This window comes from Shewanella sp. UCD-FRSSP16_17 (assembly GCF_001675935.1).
Classification (GTDB): domain Bacteria; phylum Pseudomonadota; class Gammaproteobacteria; order Enterobacterales; family Shewanellaceae; genus Shewanella; species Shewanella japonica.
This window is the reverse complement of sequence record NZ_LZFV01000024.1, coordinates 86619-108509: the sequence shown is the minus strand read 5'-3', so window position 1 is coordinate 108509 and position 21891 is coordinate 86619. Positions and strand designations below refer to the sequence as shown.

The 21891-nt window shown below is 42.4% G+C and carries 11 protein-coding genes; all 11 read left to right on the top strand.

Annotation, left to right across the window (positions count from 1 at the left end; genetic code table 11):
* Positions 1–123: 123 nt before the first annotated feature.
* The 11 genes from ubiE to A9267_RS11865 all read left to right on the top strand — a co-directional run bounded on the left by ubiE (position 124) and on the right by A9267_RS11865 (position 21875).
* Positions 124–879, top strand: a complete 756-nt coding sequence (gene ubiE / locus A9267_RS11915; RefSeq protein ID WP_055023560.1) for a bifunctional demethylmenaquinone methyltransferase/2-methoxy-6-polyprenyl-1,4-benzoquinol methylase UbiE — start codon at positions 124–126, stop codon at positions 877–879.
* Entirely contained in the window at positions 879–1499 is a 621-nt protein-coding gene (locus A9267_RS11910) for a ubiquinone biosynthesis accessory factor UbiJ (protein ID WP_065109327.1), read from the top strand. Before ubiE ends, A9267_RS11910 begins: the two co-directional genes overlap by 1 nt.
* The gene (ubiB, locus tag A9267_RS11905; protein ID WP_065109326.1) at positions 1496–3145 is read left to right on the top strand and encodes a ubiquinone biosynthesis regulatory protein kinase UbiB; all 1650 of its coding nucleotides are present in this window, start codon (positions 1496–1498) and stop codon (positions 3143–3145) included. The genes A9267_RS11910 and ubiB overlap by 4 nt, the downstream gene beginning before the upstream one ends.
* A 101-nt stretch (positions 3146–3246) precedes the next feature.
* A complete protein-coding gene (gene tatA / locus A9267_RS11900) occupies positions 3247–3486 on the top strand; it encodes a Sec-independent protein translocase subunit TatA (protein ID WP_055023563.1) in 240 nt (79 codons plus the stop codon).
* A 6-nt stretch (positions 3487–3492) separates the two neighbouring features.
* Positions 3493–3891 (top strand): Sec-independent protein translocase protein TatB, encoded by a 399-nt coding sequence (gene tatB / locus A9267_RS11895; RefSeq protein ID WP_055023564.1) that lies wholly within the window; start codon positions 3493–3495, stop codon positions 3889–3891.
* Between the two features lie 10 nt (positions 3892–3901).
* Positions 3902–4660 (top strand): twin-arginine translocase subunit TatC, encoded by a 759-nt coding sequence (tatC, locus tag A9267_RS11890; protein WP_055023565.1) that lies wholly within the window; start codon positions 3902–3904, stop codon positions 4658–4660.
* A 55-nt stretch (positions 4661–4715) separates the two neighbouring features.
* Positions 4716–5309 carry a hypothetical protein gene (locus A9267_RS11885; protein ID WP_065109325.1) on the top strand — a complete coding sequence of 198 codons (594 nt, stop codon included), beginning with the start codon at positions 4716–4718 and terminating at the stop codon, positions 5307–5309.
* Positions 5310–5311: 2 nt separating this feature from the next.
* A complete protein-coding gene (locus A9267_RS11880; RefSeq protein ID WP_065109324.1) occupies positions 5312–6109 on the top strand; it encodes a TatD family hydrolase in 798 nt (265 codons plus the stop codon).
* Between the two features lie 77 nt (positions 6110–6186).
* A complete protein-coding gene (locus tag A9267_RS11875; RefSeq protein WP_082972375.1) occupies positions 6187–8079 on the top strand; it encodes a sensor domain-containing diguanylate cyclase in 1893 nt (630 codons plus the stop codon).
* 26 nt (positions 8080–8105) lie between these two features.
* Positions 8106–9116 carry a porphobilinogen synthase gene (gene hemB / locus A9267_RS11870; protein WP_055023568.1) on the top strand — a complete coding sequence of 337 codons (1011 nt, stop codon included), beginning with the start codon at positions 8106–8108 and terminating at the stop codon, positions 9114–9116.
* A 207-nt stretch (positions 9117–9323) separates the two neighbouring features.
* Positions 9324–21875, top strand: coding sequence for a T1SS-143 repeat domain-containing protein (locus tag A9267_RS11865; protein ID WP_065109323.1), 12552 nt, complete (start codon positions 9324–9326; stop codon positions 21873–21875).
* Positions 21876–21891: the final 16 nt, after the last annotated feature.

Below are 21891 nucleotides of genomic sequence, written 5' to 3'. Positions count from 1 at the left end.
TGGTTTGCCACTTTCCACGCTGTTTCTAGTAAACTTGATCACACTCTCGCTGATTAAAGTTTCTGCAAAGCAAGCAATGGCATACACTCGCAGTTAATTATCGCACATTATAGGAATACACAGATGTCTGAGGGCGACCCAAAGAACACGCATTTTGGTTATAAAACCGTTGAATCAGAAAAGAAAGCTGACTTAGTTGCTGACGTATTTCACTCGGTTGCGGCTAAATACGACATTATGAATGACGTGATGTCTTTTGGTGTTCATCGTTTCTGGAAACGTCACACCATTGCGACAGCGGGTGCACGTCCAGGTATGAAAGTGTTGGACTTAGCAGGTGGAACCGGTGACTTAACCGCAAAGTTTTCACACCTCGTTGGTGATCGTGGCCAAGTGATTTTAGCTGATATCAACGACTCTATGTTGAAAGTTGGCCGCACTAAACTGCGTGACAAAGGCATTGTAGGAAATGTTGACTACGTTCAAGCTAATGCCGAAGCATTGCCATTTCCTGATAACTACTTCGACATCATTACCATTGCATTTGGCCTACGTAACGTCACCGACAAAGATGCCGCTTTACGCTCAATGCGCCGTGTATTAAAACCAGGTGGAAAGTTATTAGTGCTAGAGTTCTCTAAACCTCAGCATGAAGTCATGCGTAAAGTGTATGATATGTATAGCTTTAAAGTATTACCTAAGATGGGTGCATTAATTACACAAGATGCTGACAGCTACGAATACCTTGCTGAATCAATTCGTATGCATCCAGATCAAGACACATTAAAACAAATGATGGTTGATGCTGGTTTTGAACAAGTCGATTACACCAACATGACTGATGGTGTCGTTGCACTTCATCGTGGTTACAAGTTCTAATGCAACCGAATCATTTTTCACTCTTTGCTTGTGCTGGATTAGAAACGGCCATTGCGCAGTTACAAGCGCAAGACAAGGGGGAATATGCACGGCTTAAACAATTACACGGTAAAGTGTTTCGTATTCAACTAACCCAAGTTGAATGGCCACTTTACTTTGTTTTTGCCAAACAGATTCAAGTGCTCAACGCCTACGAAGGCGAAGTGGATGTCAGTATTTCAGCCGATGTCACGACCTTATATAAAGTCACTGACGGTGACAGCCTGACTGAGCTCATTAAAGAAGACAAATTGACACTGGATGGTGATATAAACTTATTACAAAGTTTTAGTCATTACTTGCGTCATATTGAGTTAGATTTTGCGGAGCCATTATCAAAATATATCGGTGATGCACCCACTCATTTGTTGATTTCAGGGACTCAACAACTTGCAAGCACTGCTAAAGACATATTCTACAAATCCCGTTCCCATGTCGGTCAATTAACCACCGAAGAATACCGTCTTGCCCCCCATCAAATAGAATTCATTCATTTTCGTGATAATCTGGAAGAATTAGCAGATAACACCAATGCAATTGCAGACAGAATTGCATCACTAAGAGAAAAGATTACCCCATGACAATTGCCAGTATCAGACGTGGTTATCAAGTCATCAAAACTGTATTGCATTACGGCCTAGATGAGATTATTGCTAATAAGAAAACCCCCTGGTACTTCAGTTTGCTTCGCAATTGCTTCTTCTGGCTTCGCAATCAACACAAAGATAAACCCGCAGCAGAACGCTTAAAACTGGCGATGCAAGAACTAGGACCGGTCTACATTAAGTTGGGCCAAATGTTGTCCACACGTCGTGACTTGTTGAATGACGAGTGGGCAAATGAGTTATCAATGTTGCAAGACAGAGTCCCTCCTTTTGATTCAGCGCTCGCTAGACAGGCTATTGAAGCTGAATTAAAAGCACCAATCGAAAGCTTATTCGATAACTTTGATGAAACCCCGCTCGCATCAGCCTCAATTTCACAAGTACATACTGCAAATTTAAAAGAAAATGGCGCCGAAGTGGTACTAAAAGTCCTTCGTCCCAATGTCGAAGCGCAGGTGCAAGCAGATTTACAATTAATGTGTCAGGCTGCAGATCTACTTGAAAAGCTGTTAGGAGAAGGCAACCGCCTACGCCCTGCTGAAGTAATTGATGATTACCGCACCACAATACTAGGTGAATTAAACCTGAATCTAGAAGCCCTTAATGCGGTTAAACTGCGCAATAACTTCTTAGATTCTGACGCCTTATATGTACCCTATGTCTATGAAGACTATTGCTACCCTCGTTTGATGGTCATGGAGCGCGTTTATGGTATCCCTGTATCAGACGTTGAAGCACTGAAAGTCCAAGGCACAAACCTTAAATTACTAGCAGAGCGCGGTGTAGAGCTATTTTTCACCCAAGTATTCCGCGATAACTTTTTCCATGCTGACATGCACCCTGGCAACATCTTTATTAGCCGTGAGCACCCAGACAATCCATTTTATATCGGTATGGATTGCGGCATCATGGGCACATTAAGCGATGTCGATAAACGATACTTAGCTGAAAACTTTCTTGCTTTCTTTAACCGAGACTACCAACGAATTGCACAGCTTTATATTGAATCAGGCTGGGTATCTGAAAACACAGACGTACTGGCATTTGAGCAAGCCGTTAAAGTGGTGTGTGAGCCGATGTTCAATAAACCATTAGATGAAATATCATTCGGTCACGTGTTACTAGAGCTGTTCCGCACAGCCCGCCAATTCGACATTGTGGTGCAGCCACAACTGGTTTTACTCGAAAAAACATTACTTTACATTGAGGGGTTAGGCCGTCAGCTTTATCCTCAACTTGACTTGTGGTCGACAGCAAAACCATTTTTAGAGCAATGGATGTCTGAACAAGTCGGGCCTAAAGCGATTTTTGGCAAAGTGAAAATGAAAAGTCCTTACTGGGCAGAAAAGTTACCTGAATTCCCAGAACTGATTTATGACAACCTAAAAGTGGGCCGAAAACTGCTGGGAACTCAGCAGCAGATGTTAGATAAGTACCTGAAGTTTCAGCACAAAGCTCATAAGAGCAATTACTTATTAATAACATCTGCTGTATTGTTGATCTGTGGCACACTATTATTAAATCAAGACGCTACACTATGGCCTTCTTATATTTGTATCACATCAGGTATAGTGCTTTGGCTCACAGGATGGAGATCCAGACCAAAGAATCGTAAATTTTAACTAGCACTTATTCATTAGAGGTTCATAATACTCGATGTAATAAAGGTTATAATTTTGACTTTATTCAAAATCACGTTTTTATTCTTATAGAGGAAATGTTCATGGGCGGCATCAGTATTTGGCAGCTTCTTATCATTGCGTTAATTGTTGTTTTGTTATTCGGAACTAAAAAGTTACGTTCTTTAGGTGGTGATTTAGGTGGCGCTGTTAAAGGCTTCAAAAATGCTATGAATCCTGAAGACGAAGAGAAAAAGTCTTTAGAAGATAAAGAAAGCACTGCGAAAACTTCTCAACAGGCAACTGAACAAAAGTCCGAGTCAAAGGACAAAGAACAGGCGTAATTCATTATGTTTGACGGTATTGGCTTTATGGAGCTACTGCTGATTGGTATTTTGGGGCTAGTGGTATTGGGCCCCGAAAGACTCCCGACTGCAGTACGTTCAATATCTGGGTGGATTCGCTCATTAAAGCGAATGGCAAACTCTGTTAAAGACGAATTAGAGCAAGAGCTTAAAATCGAAGAGCTACATGCTGATCTGAAAAAAGCTGAAAGCAAAGGTTTGTCTAACTTATCTCCTGAATTACAAGAGTCTATTGATCAGCTAAAAGATGCTGCGCAATCGGTTAATCGTCCTTATCAAGTAGAGGACATTAATAAAGATGCTGCAACAGCAAAACCAGCTGAAAGCGCCACTACAACTAGTGAGCAAGCAGCAGACTCGACCAGTTCAAATACCAAAAGCTAGCGGGTAATCAATGTCACAACAGCTACCTCTCATTAGTCATTTGCTTGAATTGCGTAATAAGTTACTCAGAGCTATCGGCAGTGTTTTGCTGGTATTTATCTGTTTAGTTTATTGGGCAAATGATATTTATCATTATATGGCGATCCCATTAATGCAATCACTGCCTGAAACAAGCAGCATGATTGCAACAGATGTAGCTGCGCCATTTTTCGCCCCATTTAAATTAACCTTAGTGTTGTCATTTTTTGTGGCAATTCCCTATGTGTTATATCAGGCGTGGTCTTTTGTCGCACCGGGGTTATACAAGCACGAAAAGCGCCTTATTACACCACTGTTATTCAGTAGTACACTGTTGTTCTATCTTGGAATTGCATTTGCGTACTACATTGTCTTCCCAGTTGTGTTTGGCTTTTTTACCAGTGTGGCACCAGAAGGGGTTACCGTTGCAACGGATATCAGTAGCTACTTAAGCTTTATTCTGAAGCTATTTTTTGCCTTTGGATTAGCCTTTGAAATTCCCGTTGCTGTAGTATTAATGTGTTGGGCTGGCGTAACCACTCCCGAAGAATTAAAGCAAAAACGACCATACATTGTCGTAGGCGCATTCGTCGTGGGTATGATGCTGACTCCACCGGATATTATTTCTCAAACAATGTTAGCTGTTCCTATGTTAATATTATTTGAAGGCGGCCTCATAGCAGCTAAGCTATACACGCCAAAAGAAGATACAGATAACGAAGAGTCTAAGAGTGAAAGCACTGACAGCTAAGTAATGCATTTAATACTCATGGACTAGTAAAACAATAATAAAGAAGGATTCTGTTATGCGTTTAACCTTGGTTGCCACTTTTGCTTTGGCTATCACTTCTCAAGCTCATGCCTCAGTGGAAGAGCAATTGGCAACATGTGCCAGTCATACCGATAAACTGGACCGTCTAATGTGTTACGACGCATTAGCGGCCTCAGTTTCTACAGCAACATCTACACTTTCAACATCCCAGACTGCTAAACCAGTCACTGCGCCTGCAGCAGTTGCAGTGACGTCAACACAAACAAACACAGCACCTGTTACGCCAACAGCGGCAGCAGCGCCTGTTGAAGCGAACGCTAACACCGCTGAACAAGAGTTTGGTTTGAAAAATGTCGCTGAAAAAGATGAACAGGAATTTGGCTTAAAACAAGTCGCTGATGACGAAGAAGATGTTCGTCTATATGCCGAAGTGTCATCCATAAAGAAAGATCCTTATGGTTCATTAATTGTGACATTAGCCAATGAGCAAACTTGGAAACAAGTAGGAACTGAGCGCTATAAGCTCAAATCTGGCCAAACCATCTTTATCAAAAAAGGCGCACTAGGTTCATTTTTACTTGGTAGTGATGGTCGCAATTCAACCATGCGAGTTAAACGTCTCAAGTAATTATGTCTCAACATATCGATATTGCGGTTAACCTACTCAGTAGTCGGTTAGTAGCAGATATAGACAGTATTATTCACAATGCAGCGGAGAAAAATGTATCTCCGCTAATTGTTATTGGCAGTGACCTATCTGAAAGTACTGATGCCATCACCCTTTGCCAGCAATACCCAATGCAGTTGTTGTCTACGGCAGGTGTACATCCACACCAAGCCAGTACTTGGAATGAGTCCAGTACAGCTGAGCTTCAATCCCTAGTGGACTCTGAGCATGTCGTTGCGATTGGTGAATGTGGTTTAGACTATAATCGTGATTTTTCTCCTCGAGACAAGCAACGTGAAGCATTCGATGCCCAACTGGCATTAGCAGTAAAACTGCAAATGCCAGTATTAATGCATTGTCGTGATGCCCATGACGATTTTGTTGAAATAGTATCTCAATATAGGCAACAATTACCTGCCGCAGTACTGCACTGCTTTACCGGAACAAGAGATGAGCTACTTGCTTGTATTGAACTCGATCTTCATATTGGCATTACGGGATGGGTGTGTGATGAAAGGCGTGGTGCTGAACTTGCCAGTATTGTCCCTCTGATTCCTGATAACCGGATTATGGTTGAAACCGATAGCCCCTATCTGTTGCCAAGAAGTATGCGACCTAAACCTAAATCGAGTAAAAACTTACCGCAATATTTACCTTATATTGTCGACTATATTGCCCAGCTTCGTGGGCAAACCTATGAACAATTTTCGGATCATTGTTACCGCAATAGCGTTAACTTTTTTAATCTAGGCAACACCTAATGCCTAGAGCACCGCTAACTCACTATAGTGCTATATTATTGTTCTCTCTTTTCAGCTTACTTTTTTGCGCAGCGAGCATGGCAATCGATCATGATTATGTACAAAGCCAAACTCAAGTATCAGCGATTAATAATCAAGATGTTTTTGACACAAACGAGCATAAAAATACCCCTCTCAGACTAACAGAATCTTCCATCACCAAAATTGATCTCACTGATTGGCTCTACATCCATAACTCCAATAATATAACCGAGCTTGCTACCCTCACCTTACACAATAACAACAAGCAAAATTGGCATAAATTTACCGAAGCAGACATGCGCTCGATTGGAGCGAAAAATACTTGGGTCAGCTTCAGTATTTATAATCCTAACGATCAATTGTCACGCATTATCGCCTTAGATAACCCACTGTTAGATAGATTGAAGTTGTTTCATCTAGTGGATAATGATTTAAAGAATGTTGAACTGATGGGGGATAGCCTGCCTTTTGATCAACGTCCATTGCAAAGTAACTTATTTCTATATCCGTTCGACATGAAACCCGGCGAGCTACATACTTTTTATTTTAAAATTAATAATCGTGGCACACTCAATATCCCCTTAGTGCTTTGGAGCAAGAATGATTTTAGCCATGCGATAGAAACCCAGAGCCTAGTGCATGGGCTTCAAATTGGTATTTTAATCGCAATTAGCTTATTCAGTTTATTTATTGCATTGGCTTCTGGCTCGTTCAGTTACAGCTATTACTGCGGTTATGTCATGAGCTTAACGATCATTGTCACGAGCATTTATGGTATTTCATTTCAGTATATTTGGCCTTCATTGCCTGGACTGCAGCAATTAATCATTCCGATGATGATCCCTATCGCATTGGCTTTTGCATTGATGTTTACTGAAAAGGTTATGCAACTTAAATATCATAATAAACGCATGTTGCTAATGGGACGCTACTTGGCAGTTTATTGTGTATTCCTAAGCTTAGTGATCTCATTTTTAAATTTTGAAGTGACCATATACCTCCTGGGTGTATCAATCATTTTAATTAGTTTTACCTTAATTGTGTTTTCACTAATACAAGTTCTAAAAGGCACTAAAAACGCTCGCTTCCATGCCATAGGCCGTATTGGTTTATTTGCTGGTTCTTTAATATCAGCATTAATCTATTTAGGTCATATTAGCTGGCAAATATTGCCGCAAACTCCAATTATGGTTGGGCTGACCTTTGAGGTCATTATCATGTCAGCAGTATTGGCTATGCGCTATAACGATGAGCGCAAAGCAAAATTACAAATGCAGAAAAAAGCGCTTGAACAAGCGGTAAGGTTACAACAAAACCGAGATGAAGCACTACGAGCTGAAGCGCAAGCGAACGAGCGCTTAGAACAAATGGTGGCACAGCGAACCTTAGAACTTGAAGTGACCTTACGTGAGTTAAATGAAGCAAACCAAAAACTCACTCAGCAGAATACCATTGACAGTTTAACGGGTGTTAAAAACCGTAGTGCTTTTGATAAGCGTCTTGCCGCTGAGGGTCGTATCAGTCGTCGTCAACAAACACCATTGGCGATATTAATGATTGATATCGATAAGTTTAAAGACATTAACGATCAACATGGCCATCTTGCTGGCGATCACTCAATAAAAGTGATTGCGACTACAATTTCAGATTTTTTAAAACGTCCAACCGATCTGGTGTCACGTTTTGGTGGTGAAGAGTTTGCTATTATATTACCGAATACTGATAGTGAAGGAGCCATGCAGTTAGCAGAGCAAGTTCGCTTAGCAATATCCAAGTTATCCATTGATTGGGAGAATAACCCTATTCCCCTTTTTGTAAGTATTGGAGTCAGTGCTTCGGTAATTGAAACTGATGAACACCCAACTCTGCTACTTGAACAAGCCGATAAAGCGCTTTACCAAGCTAAGCGCAATGGACGAAACCAAGTAAGCCTATTTTCGTCCGAATAAGAGCAAATTAATATCAGGAGTCGAATGTGAATATTATTACTAGTGCGTTTCCACAGCGCAGAATGCGCCGCATGCGTAAACATGATTTCAGCCGCCGTTTAATGTCAGAAAACAAATTGTCGGTAAATGATCTTATCTACCCAATGTTTATTCTTGAAGGTAACAATCGCACTGAACAAGTGGCTTCTATGCCAGGTGTTGAACGTTATTCAATCGATTTATTGCTTAAAGAAGCGGCTGAACTCGTTGAATTAGGTATTCCGCTTATTGCCTTATTCCCTGTGACTCCAGCAGAAAAGAAATCATTAATGGCTGAAGAAGCTTATAACCCTGATGGGCTGGTTCAGCGTGCTGTGCGTGAACTAAAGCAAGCTTTCCCTGAGTTGGGCGTGATGACTGATGTGGCTTTAGATCCATTCACCACTCACGGGCAAGATGGCATTATTGATGATGAAGGTTATATTCTTAACGACATCACCACTGAAATCTTAGTTAAACAAGCCCTATCTCATGCTGAAGCAGGTGCTGATATTGTTGCGCCTTCTGACATGATGGATGGCCGTATTGGCGCTATCCGTGAAGCACTGGAAGCTGCGGGTCATGTGAATACCCAAATTATGGCTTATTCAGCCAAGTACTCTTCTAGCTATTATGGCCCATTCCGTGATGCAGTAGGCTCAGCAGGCAACCTTAAAGGTGGCAACAAGCACAGCTATCAAATGGATCCAGCTAATAGTGATGAAGCACTTCACGAAGTCGCATTAGATATTCAAGAAGGTGCTGACATGGTGATGGTTAAACCTGGTATGCCGTATTTGGATATTGTTCGCCGCGTTAAAACAGAACTTGCAGTACCAACATTTGCCTATCAGGTCAGCGGCGAATATGCGATGCACATGGCTGCGATTCAAAATGGTTGGTTAGCCGAAAAAGCCATCGTAATGGAATCATTACTTTGCTTTAAGCGTGCTGGCGCTGATGGAATTTTAACCTATTTTGCCAAATCTGCCGCTCAGTGGCTTAAAGAAGACAAATAAAAATTATTGATTGTTTTAAAAAAGAGGCCAATTGGCCTCTTTTTTTGTATCTTTATGAATCAAAACAGGTGAATATTTCATCATCGCTTTAAAATTTAAAAAACAAGGTTTATGCTTTAAATTGCGCTTAATTTGTTGGTGATCCTCGTCATAAGCGGTAAACGTATTTGATTACTGACAACAATGGATTGAAATTAAGGAATGCAAATGATTGTTGATGGTGTAGATGTGTTGTACTACGTTAAAATTGGCTCAAGCATTTTCGCTGTAGCGAACGATGGTCAATGGCATGCGGTTACGCTAGATAACGTCAGCAATGAATTAACCATTCATGACGTCAATGCTGAAAGTATTTTTATTAATGCAGACAGCGCCCCTTATATTGTTGTCGACCAACAAAGTGTTTTGCTGCCTAATTCATTACTGATTAATTCAGCCAAAGACGAAGGGCTGCAAAATAGCCTGACTCAAGATAGCTCGACTGAACCCGTGCCTACCAGCTCAAATACTTCTGGCGAGAACAGTAATAATGTCAGTAATAGCGGGCTTAACTACTTCTACCAAATCATTCAAACTCGATATAATGCGCTCATTGCCCAATCTGGTTACGACACTCAAGGCGATGAACAATTCAATTCTACTGACTCAATCAATTCCCTTGTTGGCAGCCAAGATACTTTTTTAACGTTAACTTTATCTGTCAATATTGAAGATGCAAACGACGGCTATTTAAACCAGTTTGAAGTCCCTAGGGTCGATATCAATGGCCAAGCACTCGATGCTCGAAATGGGCAAGTACTCCAGCTCACGCTAACGGATATCCAGGGGCAGCAAATTGTATTGTCAGTATTGGTGATGAATGAGTCATGGCAAGTGAATGGGCTTGATATATCAACCCTAGCTGAAGGACTGATTACCGCAGAAATCAGTGCACCAACCTATCAAGGGGAAGCTGCACCAGCAACTGATCAAACCATTAAAGATACCCTCGCCAGCATTACCATTGAAATTGAAGACAATGATAATGTTATCAATGCTGCAGAAATTATTTCTGTCACCATCAAAGGTAACGTCACTAACGTCGAAGATGGTCAGACAGTGCTTGTGACATTAACTGATGCCAGTGGTCACTCTCGCACAATGTCAACCACGGTAATGAGTGGTGCTTGGCAGCTTGATGCTCAAGACCTTTCCGACTTTGATCAAGGTTCACTCACCGCAACCGCAGAAGTGATTGATATAGCGGGTAACCCTATTGCCGCCACTACAGCAGATCCTATTGATATCCTTGCGAATATTGATATTAGCGTTGATACAGGCAATGACGAATTTGTTAATCGGTTCGAGATGAAAAAGCTCGATTTCTCAGGTCGTGTGGTTGATGTCGAAGATGGCCAGACTGTTACCATCACAATTACCGATATCAATGGCCAAGTATTAACCTTTACCACCCAAGTTATTAATGGCGCTTGGCAAATAGATAACGCTGATATTGAAGCTTTAGTTGATGGAGAATTGCGATTTGATGTCGATACAACAGACTTAGCAGGCAATCCAGCCAGTGCTTCAACTACAGTGATTAAAGATACCATCGCCAATGTCACCATTAATGTCATTGACTCAGACAACCTATTAAACCAGCAAGAAATTGATGACCTCAATACTATTTTTGGTATTGCCAATAATATTGAAGATGGGCAAAAAATCTTCATCACTATCACTGATAGTTTAGGGCAAGTATTCACCCTGTCATCAGAAGTCACTCATGGTATCTGGAGTTTATCAGGCTTAGATGCTTCAGATTTAGCAGACGGGGTATTGCACCTTTATGCCGTGGCAATTGATGCAGAAGGTAACCCTGCATTTGGTAGTAATACCATTATCAAAGATACCCAAGCAGGGATCACCGTTGACATTATCGATAATGATGGCGTTATCAATGCAGCAGAACAAACACAAGTCGGCATACAAGGTAGTGTATCTAAAGTTGAAGATGGCCAAACCGTCACAGTAAGAGTAAGTGATGCTCACGGCAATGCATTAACACTCACGACCACTGTCATTAATGGGCAATGGTCATTGCCTGCCCAAGATTTAAGTCATTTTGATGATGGCACTCTAATCGTTATCGCTGAAGTCAGTGATATCGCTGGCAACCTTGCAACGGCGACGACATCGATGCCAGTCGATACCACCGCAGAGATTAGTATCGATTTTCTGGATAATGATGGTGTTATCAATTCAACAGAAATCACTAACGTATATTTTCATGGTAGCGTAGCGAATGTAGAAGATGGTCAAACCGTTATCATCAATTTAACCGATGATTTAGGTAACACACGAACGATAACAACCTCTGTGATTAACGGACTTTGGGCCCTACCTTCACAAGATCTGTCAGCCTTTGATCAAAACTCGTTAGTGGCAACCGCCACCGTCACAGATATTGCAGGAAATACCGCAAGCTCATCATTGCCACTCCCGATTGATACCCTAGCAAGTATTAGTGTTGAAATTATTGATAATGATGGCGTGATTAATGCCGCTGAAATGACTCAAGTGGTGATTCAAGGGACTGTGACGAATGTTGAAGATGGCCAAACGGTCACCGTACTGCTCTTTGATAATCAAGGTAATACACTAACGTTAACCGCGATAGTCTCAAACGGAGAATGGCAACTCGCTGCGCAAGATTTATCAAGTTTTGATGATGGGTCACTGTTCGTAACTGCGCAGGCAAGCGATCTTGCAGGTAACCCTGCAACGGCAGCAACGCAGTTACCTGTCGATATTCTTGCTGACATTAATATCGACGTCGATACTGGCCGTGATGACATTATTAATCGTTTTGAAATGCTACGGTTAGATTTTTCAGGGCAAGTCAATGATGTTGAAGACGGCCAAAGCGTGACGATTATCGTCACTGACTCTTTGGGTACATCGTTAACTTTTACCACCACTATCACAGCGGGAAATTGGCAAATTGATAATGCCGATATCTCTTCACTCGTTGATGGTGATATCCAGTTTGCCGTTAGCACCGTTGATATCGCAGGTAACCCAGCCTCAACCTCTACGATTGTCACCAAAGACTCCCTGGCTGCTGTCACCATAGAAGCTGTCGACGATGATAATACGCTCAATGCGATTGAAGTCTCCACAACGACTTTACGAGGTGAAGCACTTAATATTGAAGATGGTCAGAACGTACTTGTATGGGTCACCGATGTTAATGGCTTACGCCTTATTTTCAATACCACAGTTGTTGATGGTCAATGGCAGTTAGATAATCTAGATTTATCTTCACTAGCAGAAGGTGAACTCAGCCTAAGAGCCTTATCCATTGACGTAGAAGGCAATCCAAGTATTGGCAACAATACCGTAGCCAAAGATACCCTTGCCGAAATCACTGTTGAAATCATTGATAGCGATGGCGTGATTAATGCCGCCGAAATGGCTCAAGTGGTGATTCAAGGGACGGTTACCCATATCGAAGATGGTCAAACCGTAACGATAAACCTCACTGATAACCAAGGTCATAGCCTCACGTTAACAGCTCAAGTCAATGGTGGGATCTGGCAATTACCAGCCCAAGACCTATCGGGTTTTGATGATGGCTCTTTAGAGGTCACAGCAACCGTAAACGATATTGCAGGTAATCCTGCTACTGCCACCGCTCAGTTACCTGTCGATATTCTTGCCGATATCACGGTTGAAATCCTTGATAATGATGGTGTCATTAACGCCACTGAAATGACACAAGTGGTTATTCAGGGCACGGTAACCGATGTTGAAGACAACCAAACCGTCACCGTTGTCATTACCGATAATCAAGGCCATAGTCTAACGTTAACCACACAAGTCATTGCTGGAGTTTGGCAACTTGCTGCTCAAGACTTATCAGGTTTTGATGATGGCTCTTTAGAAGTCACAGCAAGTGTTAACGATGATGCTGGCAACCCTACCACTGCGACAACTCAGTTACCCGTTGATACCACAGCAGTCATCACAATTAACATCATAGATAACGACGATATCATTAACCAAACTGAGCTTTTGGCCGTCGTTGTTAGCGGAACCGTCACTAATATTGAAGCAGGACAAGATGTGACTGTCACGCTGACGGATGCGAATAATACTTCCACCAGCATCATCACCACGGTCAATAGTGACGGTACGTGGACCATTTCAGCGCAAGATCTAGCCGCATTAGGTTTTGTTGACGGTATTTTAACCGCATCAGCAACGGCAACCGATGTCGCGGGAAATACCGCCAGCGCAACGGATCAACTTGTTATTGATACTCAAGTAACCATTGATATCGATACTGGCGCAGATGGGTTTGACGTCGGGTTATTTACCTATGGTCGAGAGTCATCTTTATCTGGCACCACAACAGGTGCAGAAGAAGGCCAAACAGTCACTCTAACGCTAACTGATGGAGTCACCACCAAAACATTTACTACTGATGTTAAGGCCGATGGCACTTGGGAGTTTGATGAAACCATAGATGTAGATGGATTAGATCAACGTGTAAGTTGGCAGATGAGTGTCAGTGTGACCGACCTTGCAGGGAATACCGCTACAGATGAAATGCCGTATTTAGATATTCCTGATGATGGTTATTTATATGAGTTAGTGCTAAACATTAACAATCAAACAAGTGCCCAGTTTAGTTTTGATATTCCTAATGCCGAGCTGACGTTATCAACTGACCAATCCTTCCTTTTACAAAACCAATCTAATGGCCAAGACTTGTCGATTGTGATCGCGCCAAACAGCCTGTCTTTCCAAGTTTTTAGGGATGGAGATAACGAACTCGTCCTTGAAGCGACGCTTATCGGAACCGAACTCGACGTTACCCTTTATCAAACGCTAGATAACCCTGCTACAGGCAATTTATCCACATTAATTCGAGTCGAGGGGCTGCAAACGGATACAGATGGCACAACTGAGCAAATCATCACTTACGCCATACTGCATGTAAAAGATACCCCTGAATTAGCCATAGACGATCACTTCACAGCGATTGAAGATACCGCTATGACGGGCTCGATAACCGGTAACGATTACACTATCGAAGGCCCACTAGTCGTCGAAACCGTCACATTTAATGGCATCGATTACCCCGTATTAGAAGGCTCTCCAGCTGTTATTGATACGGGTAAAGGTGAATTAACGGTTTTATACAATGGCTTTTGGCGATTTGAGGCAAGTGACAATCTAGATAACACCGTAGAACAATCCATAAGTTTTGACTACACAGTTACGGACTTTGACGGCAGTATTGCATCTGCAACCAGTACCATTATCATCGCTGACGGTGCAATTGGTAACATGAGTGATGTCAGCTTTTCGACTGCAGAAGCGATTATCAACTCCCCTAATACAGACTCACGCTCTTTTACCATTTCCGCAGGTTCAGACTCCATCGTCGCCAGTTCTGTGGTGTTTAGTAGTTTATCGTTAATCCCATTAACCGCATTAGGACTAACATCTAATGGCGACAGTCTCAGTTATATCCTCAGTCCAGATGCTAAAACCATCACTGCATCTGCAAATGGAGTCACTGTATTTACCTTATCTCTTTCTGCTGTCAGTAATGGCGATGATGTCGATGTGACAGCGGTAATGACATTAACTAGGCCATTAGATCATTACAGTGCTGAATCACTGGAATTAGCCACATTAATCGATGCCAATGATATTGATGGCAGTCATATCGATTTAGGTAACCTTAAATGGAACATACAAGATGGCAATGATGCAGCTATCAATAATATTGAAACCTTGATTTTTGATGAAACAAATCTCATAGGAACACCTATTGCCCAAACAGGTCAGTTTGATATTCAAGTCGGTGCCGATGCTATCGACACATTAGGGTTTGATATTGACCAGCTTCCAGAGCTCACCGTTGGCGGTGAAGCGATTCAATTTGACTTATCCGCTGATGGATTAACGCTGACCGCACATACTGGCGATCCTGCTCAACCAATATTTACCATTACGATCGACAATGGCTGGAATAATGAATCTGACACTTTATCTCATGGCTATACAACAACGCTCCATCAACCTTTTGATCAAATTGATACTGACGACATCAACTTTGGCTTATTCATAACTGATAATGATGGCGATACAACACAAGCCACGATGACGTTGACAGTAAAAGATGATGAAGCAGGTGAAATTACTGGTATCACAGTGCAAATTAGCGAGCTGCCTAGCGTTACTCCAGGTGTTGATAACCGTGCCAGTGGCTTTATTAATATCAATGCTAAAGGCGACCCCATCGTCGATATCAAATTTGCCATTACCGATGGCGACGTGGTTGTAGATGCAGACAATAATGATGTGACTCAAAATGGGTCACTCGTATATTGGGTGATATCTAATGACGGGGCAACAGCAGAAGGACAAACAGCTGACGGAACTGTTGTGTTCAGAATGAGCCTGCCAACAGACATCCATATCGATGCCGAGTCCACAGCTCAAATTGATTTTGAAATGCGAATGTTAGGCCCAATTGACAACATCGCAGGCTCGGGGGTTGAAAGCAAAATCAACGTCGATGTTGTCGCAACCGACAGCGATAACACAGATATAAACGCCATTATTTCTATCGATATTTACGATGGAGAATCTCCAAGTCTGCCTTCTTCGCTCATCTTAACAATCGACGAAGGTGAGCTAGTCGACAACAACAGCGTCCTTAGCAGTGCGGTATTAAATATCGATAATGGCAGTGATGATATCAGTCGTATTGAATTTGATCCCAGCTTTACTTTTGGGGCTTATACCAGTAGTGGGCAGTCAATATTACTCAGTAATTTTGCTGATGGTAACGGCTGGTATACCGCCATTAGAGCCGGAGACAGTAGTGAAGTATTTAGAGTGCGATTTAACGCCAATGGTAAAGTTGAATTTGAGCAATTTGAGGCCATAGACCATCCTGATGGCAATGGTGAAAATACCTTAACCATCAGTTTTGACGTTATCGCAACCGATGCCGATGGCGATACCTCAAACAGTCAAACGATACATATCAATGTTCAAGATGATGTCCCCATTCAGCATGACTCATCACTCACCTTTACCGAAGAAAACAATGCTGACCACAGTGTTAATTTGTTTAATCAAAAACAACAAGGCGCTGATGGAGCACAAGTCAGTAAATTTATATACAAAGGCACAGAATATTCAGCAGGCGATTCCGTTGAACTCTTTACCGATACCGGAGTTAAGTACGGAACGTTAGTGATTACTGCCAATGGTAAAGCCACAGTAACCAGTATGATTTTTGAATATGATGAACTGTTTTATAGTGAAGTGGTTCAGGTATATGTCACCGATACTGATGGTGATACCGTCATTGATAACCTCACCATCACGGCTAACGATAAAGCAGGCTCTATCAAGGTGCTCAACCCCAATTATACCGAAGATACACCTGGGGTTTTATCTATCGTCGCCTTGCCTGGCGATATTGATGAAGGGGAAATCATTCAAAGCATTGTCATCAACAAAGCATCTTTAGCAGGTGGCACACTCACATTAGATGGCCAACCTGTCAGCCTAGATGCCGATGGGAACTATATCTTGAGTGGTGGAGATCTGTTGATCAGTAATCTTGGTATAGCAATTCCTAGCGGTGACTTAGTGTTCCATCCTCCTGAAGACGCCTCGGATGCAACCTTAACCATCAACGCTGAAATCACAGTCAATATTAATAACAAACCGTCAATCTCGACTGAAGTTCCGTTGACTATCGCCTCTGTTGCCGACACGCCTGAATGGGAAAACACCAGCCAGTTTACCTATGATGTCAATGAAGATGATGGTGCTTTCAATATAAGCCTGTCAGCCAGTACTAAGGATGTCGTTGGCATTGATGCTCAAGGCTCTGAGGTCATGACCTATGTCATTTTCAATATTGCACCAGGTATTCAGCTCACCAGTACAAACAGTGAAGGTGTGCAATTCTCTATCGCCAATGGCCAAGAAATCAGTGCAGATGAATTAGCATTATTACAAGCTACAGTCGGTGAAAATTTAGCGGGCCAATATAGCTTTGATGTTAGGGCCATCTCGACTGAGCCTGATAATGGCGATACTGCGCAAAGTACCAATGAAACAATCACCATCAATGTCACCCCAATTGCTGATGCACCCACATTAGTGACTCGTGATATCAATGGTCAAGAAGATCAGCCTATCGCTTTAAACACAATTTTATTTGGCGAATTAACCGATACATCCGGCTCTGAAAGCCTCCATTTTGAATTAACCTTACCAGATGGTTGGCAGATTGATGCCCCAAGCGCTATCCATTTAGGCAACAATGTGTGGACTGTCTCGGTAGACGATCTTTTTGCCAGTCCAGAAGCCATGCTAGTGCCTTTAGCAGACGCAAGCTCTGCAAATCTTGGCGACTTTACTATTTCGGTTCGCAGCTTTGCGACAGAAACTACCCAGGATGGTATCGATCCAGTAGACAGTATTATCAATCCCAACCCCAATTACAGTGCCCCACAAACCATAACGATAGCTCTCACCGGTGTCGCCAATGATGCGCCGACCATCACCTCAGATCCCACAGTCTGGGAAATTACCAATGATGGTAATATCAATTCAGTGGCGGCGTTCAATGAGGATACTGATATTCCACTATCATTTACGGTAATTAGCTCAGATGATGATGGCTCAGAAAGTTTAAGCTTACGCATTGTGGGCTTGCCTGACGGTGCAAACTTTGTCGACAGCAATGGCCAGATTGTTAATTTACCCGTCGTCGGTTTTGACGGTTCAGCACCTATTTATAGCGTTACAGCAGCAGAGTTATCTGCACTGTCAATCAGACCCGCTGAAGATTTTAGTGGTCAAATTAACTTACAACTATTTGTCGAAAGCACCGAATTAGATGGCGATAGTGCGCAATACGAACTCAATCTCAATATTGATATTGCCCCAGTCATTGATGAAACATCCGCAACATTAACTACCACCAGCAATGGCAAAGAAGATCAACCTATTGTACTGAGTTTAATACCGGCTTTGTTAGCCGATATTGACGGTAGTGAAAGCATCACAGATATGACGATCTTTCCTTCTAGTGAGGGGATCATTTACTTATTCGATGGCGCTGAAATAACCGTGGGCAGTTCAGGCCTATTACTATCTGAACTTACCGATGAATTTAGTCCAACATTAATAGAGTTACTCAACTCGGGACGCTTAGCCGTACTGCCACCACAAGATGCTGACGGTACTTTCTCATTAGACGTTATTTATCAAATTACCGACACCTCTGATACAGGAGAAACGTCGGTTCAAGATATCGCGAGTCAGCTTTCTATTGAAGTCGATGCCGTTGTAGAAGGCATCACACGGTTACAGGTGAATAACACCGTCCTTTATAGTCCAGATGGCCAACCAATTACCATTGGCGATGATATTGTGTTTTTTGATGGTGATATTGATGGCTCTGAAGTACTCGACTATATCGTTATTACCATGCCAAGTGCTGATGGCTGGTATGTCACACATCCAAATGGCGCAATTAACGACGGTGATGGCCGATGGATAATTCCTAGCAATAATATGACCAGTGACTCAGTTCAAGAACAATCACTGGCGATTTTAGAAGGAATGACCATATCAAGTGACCACATCACACTCTTTCAAGCTATCCTTGTAGAAGCCAGAGTCCTAGATAGAGATGACCCAGAAGTTATTTCAGCCAATATTTTTGTCACCTTTGATCAACCCACTTCAACCTCAACAGCTTCAACTGTGACGGCACTGCAATCGACGACCGTAGATGCTACCGAAGATAACGCCATCAGTTTTGCTAGCCACTTAAACCTATCCATCACGAGCGATAATAATGATGTGATTAGCTTTAGAGTGCTTGCTAGCGATCTCCCACAAGGGGGCTATTTCAGTGGCAGTGATGTCATTGCGCTTTATGATGCCAGTGGTGAAAACGTGATTGAATATGTCTTTACCACAGCATCATTAAGTAACCTCACACTGCACAATGTTGCCGACGACTTTGCCGGAGACATGGTCATCCCTATTCGCATTATTGCAACGGACTCACTCAGTGGTGATACCTTAGTTGATGATAGCCAGAGTCTGGATATTAATATCTCCCCTATCGCTGATGGCCTATCGATAGATGTATTAGTTGATACTATGGATGAGGACGATCCGACACCACTTGGCTTGTTCCTTACTTATGAGGATCTAGATCCAACTGCTGATAATGGTGGCGTTGAAAAAGTGGTGCTTGATAATCCCGCCCAATTATTCACCATACAACTGCTCGATGGTGGTCAGCTAATTGATAACTCAGGATTATTCCAATTAAAGTCTGGCACCACAGATACATGGGAATTCACAGGTTCTACCAATGCTGCATTAAATTCAGCGCTAGCCTTATTACAATTTTCGCCTCCCGAGCATTTAAGTGGAGACTTTAGGTTACAGATATCAGGTGCAGTCAGTGACACCGCTGATATTGACTCAGCAGATGTCATCGATACCACCAATTTCAGTGACACAATTACGATTCATGTAAACCCAGTAACCGACGCTGCTGATATCCCAGCAGGGCTAATCACTATCAACGGTTCAGAAGATACTGATATTTTGCTTAGTGGCATTAATAGCTCAGTAATCGGCTTAATTGATTTAGATGGTTCAGAGGTGCAATACATCACTCTTAATGGCGTGCCAGAAGGGGCGACTGTCTATTACCAAGATGCAGGTGGTGATTTACACATTCTGCCAAACAATGGCGCTGATGGCGGTCAACTCAATGGTACTCCGACAACCTATTGGACTGTCACACCCGATCAACTAGATAGCATAGTCGTTAAGCCGCCACACAACTTTAACGGTGATATGCCACTGTCTTTATCCATCATCACCCAAGAGTTAGGCACAGATGATTTTGTGACTACCTCAATGGACTTTATTGTAGGCGTCAGCCCTATCGCAGATGGCGTACAAATCATTTCTGCTCCAGACGATTATACGGGTAATGAGGGCGATGACATCAAAGTAGAAATTGCCGCAGAATTACTTAATCTCGATGGGAGTGAATTCTTTGTTGTTGATTTTCTAATCACCTCAAGTGACGCCAGTGCCCTTGTCGACCTTGAAGGGGTAGAAATTGATGAGCAATTTGTTGCTTTAACCGCTAATGGTTCAGGTGGATATATCGCCAGCTTAATTGTTGAAGCAGTCAGCTTAGCAGAAGTCAAAATATTACCTGGTGAACTTGCCTTTGGTACGCTCAATGTTGAAATGGCAATTTCCAGTATTGATACTGCAGAAGTCCTCGGCTCGGAAGAGCTCGACAGAAGTCAAAGCCAAACCGTGTCCTTTGATATTGAATTAACCCCAGAGGTCGATCCGCCTATTTGGACTCAATTTGCCGACTTCACGACCAATCAAACTGACAATATCGCTTTAAACTTGGGCTTAGAGCTGCAAAATCCTGCACCAAATGAAACCGCAACATTAACGATTCTTGGCCTATCGGATGGCATGACGCTTTCGAAAGGTGAAAAACAAGGCAATAAATGGATTGTTAATATTGAAGATGTCGCAGGGCTTACATTAAGCGGTGCGACAGACGGGGAAACAATTACCTTATCACTCGATCCGATTGCGACATTAGGTTCTGATGTGGCCGATGGTGAACTTGAAACCATCACCATTACCGTTGATAGCAACGCCGTGGTGGCTAATGCATTTGCAGCGAATGCCGCCTACGTTTCAGCTTTCAATATGGCAATGGCGATGACGGTTACCCAGCCAACGGAACTCGACGATCCGATAGTCCATCCATTTAATGATGAAGCAGCGTTAGAGATGATGCAGCTCGATATCATGCAAGAAATGCATGAAAGAGCACAATTTGAGCAAGTGCGGCATTATGAACATGGCTATCGAAACCTGACTCCAACTGCCGCAGCTGTATTTGCTGAAATCGAGTTAATGGAACAAACCGTCGCTCGTTATCAATATGAGCAGTCGCGTAACCCATTATCAAGCCAACCTATAGACGCCATTTTACCTATTGATGAACCAGTCATATCAGATGACATACCGATTCATCAAGATACGATGTCCCCTGTTGCGTCTAATGACTACAATAAATTTACCTTAGATTCTGAGCCCGACTTTGAACCAGGGGCTGAACCAAACTTTCAACCAGAATCTGAACCAGAGTTTCAACCAGAGTCTGAGCCATTGCTCAGCGGTAAACCTGAATACGGATATCAAGATCCGCAACCTATTACAGACGCTGAAGCTCAAACAGTAGAGCCCATTTTTAGTCATCTCGATAATAACTTAGCTCTATTCAGTGAAATGAGCCCTGTAGCGCAAGAGTTGTTGGAACAAGCACTGCCCAATGAAGGTTTATCAACAATAACGATTGAGTCAACCAGCCAATTATCAATCGATATGCAGCAAACTCATTCATATGACAAGCTTATTCAGCAGCCAGGTTTTGATGAGATACAGCCAATTCCAGACGACACCCAAATGAATGCAACATCAGAGAATCAAACTGAGGCTGAAAACCTATTAGCGCTCACTGATGCGATAAAACAGTCCATGGCACATCAGCAAGACGCTTCATTATTCGATGTGCAAACAGATGTCCATTTAAGTCAAACTGAATTGGATGAAATAAACCAATTAGCTGCCCATCAGGCCTTATTAAATCAAAGCTAGAATCAAAAACTAAAAA